At 71.1% G+C, this 3,311-nt stretch carries 5 protein-coding genes; 3 read left to right on the top strand and 2 right to left on the bottom strand.

Translation table 11 applies throughout. The features are described from left to right. The first annotated feature begins 61 nt into the window (after positions 1-61). Positions 62-466, top strand: coding sequence for a DUF2203 domain-containing protein (locus tag D7Y21_RS40775; protein ID WP_120567507.1), 405 nt, complete (start codon positions 62-64; stop codon positions 464-466). Between the two features lie 7 nt (positions 467-473). On the opposite strand, the gene D7Y21_RS40770 is transcribed toward D7Y21_RS40775, so the two are convergent. Then, positions 474-1,079: a hypothetical protein gene (locus tag D7Y21_RS40770; RefSeq protein ID WP_120567506.1), complete on the bottom strand. Its 606-nt coding sequence runs from the start codon at positions 1,077-1,079 to the stop codon at positions 474-476. 159 nt (positions 1,080-1,238) lie between these two features. Here D7Y21_RS40770 and D7Y21_RS40765 point away from each other — a divergent pair, with 159 nt between their 5' ends. Together D7Y21_RS40765 and D7Y21_RS40760 are read left to right on the top strand one after the other, a co-directional pair. After that, positions 1,239-2,165, top strand: a complete 927-nt coding sequence (locus D7Y21_RS40765) for an NmrA/HSCARG family protein (RefSeq protein WP_199724644.1) — start codon at positions 1,239-1,241, stop codon at positions 2,163-2,165. 113 nt (positions 2,166-2,278) lie between these two features. Beyond that, positions 2,279-2,995, top strand: coding sequence for a hypothetical protein (locus D7Y21_RS40760; RefSeq protein ID WP_233592015.1), 717 nt, complete (start codon positions 2,279-2,281; stop codon positions 2,993-2,995). Here the strand turns inward: D7Y21_RS40760 and D7Y21_RS40755 are convergent. Continuing rightward, positions 2,996-3,311 (bottom strand): hypothetical protein (locus D7Y21_RS40755; protein WP_370039930.1); only part of this gene is annotated, 316 nt, incomplete at its 5' end. It abuts the gene before it with no gap.

Raw genomic sequence — 3,311 nt, 5'->3', positions numbered from 1 at the left:
CCTCCCCCCCACCCCGAAGGGAGTGGCCTGCGGGGGGCTCACACTGCATGCTGTCCCCTCGATGCGCTTTTTCAGCGTGGAAGAGGCCAGCCGGCTGGTGCCGTTGCTGACGAAGACCTTCGGGCGCGTGCGCCCCTGGGTGGAGCGCGTGCAGAAGCTGGCGGAGGTGCTGGACGGTCCGGAGGCCCCACCCGACACCGTCGAGGTGCGCTCCTTCCGCGAGGAGCGCGACGAGCTCCTGGAGCGCATCCGCGGTGAGCTGGGCCCGCTCCAGGAGATGGGCCTGGAGATAAAAGGCGCGGACGGCCTGGTGGACTTCCACGCGCGGCGCGGCGAGGAGCCCGTGTATCTCTGCTGGCGCTACGGCGAGAACGCCGTGGCGCACTGGCATGACCTGAAGGCCGGCTTCTCCGGACGCCGCCCCATCGACAGCCCGGACGACTTCGAGCCCACCTACCTCAGCTGAGACACCCTCACTTCGACAGGCTCTGGTGCAACAGGCCCAGCTTGTTGCGCGCGGAGAGCAGCTGCTGACGCAGCGACTCCGCCTGCCGGCCGATGTCGGTGAACTTCGCCTCCTCCGCCGCGCGCGTCAGCGTGGCCGCATCGTCCGCCACCTCCGCCATGCGCGCCTGGAGCGCGGTGAAGACCTCCGTGAGCCGCGCGTCCTCCTCCGCCGTGCGCGTGGCCTGCTGGCGCAGCGCCGCGAACTCCTGCATGCGCCCGTTGAGGTCCGCCGCGCTCTGCCCCAGCGCCCCGTAGCGCGTGAGCAGCTCCTTGAACACCTCCGTGCGCTGCTGCAGCTCCTGCGCGCACACGTTGACCGCGTCCGCCTGCGTCTGCTGCCGGTTGCGCACCCCGGTGATGGCCTGCACCAGCGCGCCCACGCGCATTCGAAGCGCGTCGTCCAGGTCCGCCAGGTCCTTGAGCGTCTTCGACGCGCGCTCCAGGTGCTTCTCCGACGTCAGGGGCGCCTCCTTCAGCTGCTCCGCCAGCGCCTCGAAGCGCAGCAGTTCGGCGTCGAGCGCCTGGGCGGCGGAGACCAGCTCGGAGGGCGGGGGCGTGTCACGCTTGCTCATGGGCCCGGGAGGATGCCACGCCGCCTGTCCCTCCCTTCAGGTCGCCTGCCTGCCTCGGGAGCCTGTGCTCGGGGGAGGACACTGCGTCTTCCAGGCCTCGCCAATGGACAGGGGCGTCTCCAGTTTTCCGTGACACGTCGCGTCCGGAGGTCTGAAGCCATGCCCGTGGATTTCTCCATCACCGTGCTCGTCACTGGCGCCACCGGCCAGCAGGGCGGTGCCGTCCTCCGCAAGCTCGCCGACCGGGGGCACCACGTGGTGGCGCTGGTGCGGGACGCGGACGCCCCGGCCGCCCGCGCCCTGCGCAGGCCCGGCGTCACCCTGGCCCAGGGCGACTTCGACGACCCCGTCTCCCTGGAGAGCGCCATGCACGGCGTGGACGCCGTCTACGCCATGGCCACGCCCTTCGGCGCGGGCGGAGTGGACGCGGAGGTCCAGCACGGCAAGAACCTGGCGGACGCGGCGAAGCGCGCCAACGTGCGGCACTTCGTGTACTCGTCCGTGGCGGGCGCGTCGGAGCTCACCGGCATCCCGCACTTCGACAGCAAGCACGCCGTGGAGCTGTACCTGCGGCGGCGGGACATGCCCTTCACCATCCTGGGCCCCACCTTCTTCATGGAGAACCTCCTCCACCCGCCCACGCGCGACATGCTGGCGGAGGGGAAGCTGGCCCTGGGGCTGCCCGCGACGCGCGGCCTCCAGATGGTCGCGGTGGAGGACCTGGCCGGCTTCGCGCTGCACGTGCTGGGAGACCCGGAGCGCTTCATCGGCGAGCGCATCGAGGTCGCCTCCGACGAGGTGACGGGCCAGCAGGCCGCCGCGCTGCTCTCCATGGTGAGCGGCCATCGCATCCACTTCGAACAGATTCCCCTGGTTCAGCTCCAACAGCAGAGCGAGGACCTGGCGGCCATGTTCGAGTGGCTCGACCGCGTGGGCTACCACGCGGACATCCTCACCCTGCGCAACAGCTACCTGCGCGTGAGCTGGCAGCCCTTCGAGACCTGGGCGCGCCATCAGGACTGGGACTTCGTCAACGCGCCCTCCTGGCCCGCCACCGCCGCCGAACCGGTGACGCCCCAGCCCTGAGAGACTCGGGGGTGAAGAGCCCTGTCCCGCCCGCCCGCTGCCCGGGTTGGAGCACGAGGCATGTCATCCCCTGAACGCCGCACGCCCTACCTTGAAGTGCGAGGAGGCATGCGATGCGGAGAGCACTGGGAGTGGGGGCCCTGGGGTTGATGCTGATGGCGGGCTGCGCGGCGGAGACGAAGCTGCGGCCCATGCCGGAAGCGGGAGTCCTCCAGGGAGGCAAGAGCAGCGCCATCAAGGAACAGGAGGGTGTGCGGCTCACGGCGGACGGCTCGGCGTGGAAGGGCTCCCCATCCGACCTGGAGCGGCGTGTCACCCCCGTCTACGTCCGGCTGGAGAACAATGGGGACCGCCCGCTCCGCCTCCAGTACAAGGACTTCGCGCTGGTGGGCCAGGAGTCGCGCTTCCGCTACAGCGCGCTGCCGCCCCTGGCGCTGCGGCAGGCCACGTCCTCGAATGATTCGGAGGCGCCCGCGCGCATCAGCCCGGTGATGTACCCCGGGGGCAGGGCGTGGGCGGGCGGCGGCTACGGCTACGGGCCCTGGCGCGGCGGCTGGGGACCGGGCTGGTACGGCGGCCCCTGGGGCTGGGGCAGCTCCTTCTACGGCGCGCCGTACTACTACGAGCCGCCGCTGCCCACGGAGGACATGCTCAACAACGCACTGCCCGAGGGCACGCTGGAGCCCGGCGGCACGCAGGAGGGCTTCCTCTACTTCCAGGGCGTGGCCCACCGCGAGAACGCGGTGACGCTCCAGCTGAAGCTGGTGGACGCGGAATCAGGGGAGCCTTTTGGTTCGATGGGCATCCCCTTCCAGGTGAGCACGAAGTAGCTAGTGCAGCAGCGTGCTGGGCGGCGCGTAGGGAGAGCGCCCCCCGTCGTGCGCCAGGTCGAGCAGCGGTGCGTCCTCCGGCTGCCCCAGCGCGCGCCGCACGTCCGCGCCCTTCAGGGGCAGGCCCATCAGCGGCCCCAACGGGAACAAGTCCAGCGCGCCGGTCAGGAGCGGCAGCAGGCCCGTCAGCGCCACCATCGCGCCCCGGGGCGTGCCCGTGCCCAGCCCGCCCAGGACCATGCCCGTGCCCGCCAGAATCCGAATCCACCGTCCGTTGCGCGAATTGATGAAGCCGACCATGAACACCTCCCCACGC

The sequence above is a fragment of the Corallococcus sp. AB045 genome (assembly GCF_003668895.1).
In the GTDB taxonomy this organism is placed as follows: domain Bacteria; phylum Myxococcota; class Myxococcia; order Myxococcales; family Myxococcaceae; genus Corallococcus; species Corallococcus coralloides.
The sequence above is the reverse complement of the archived record's forward strand: the minus strand, read 5'-3'. Positions and strand labels throughout refer to the sequence as shown.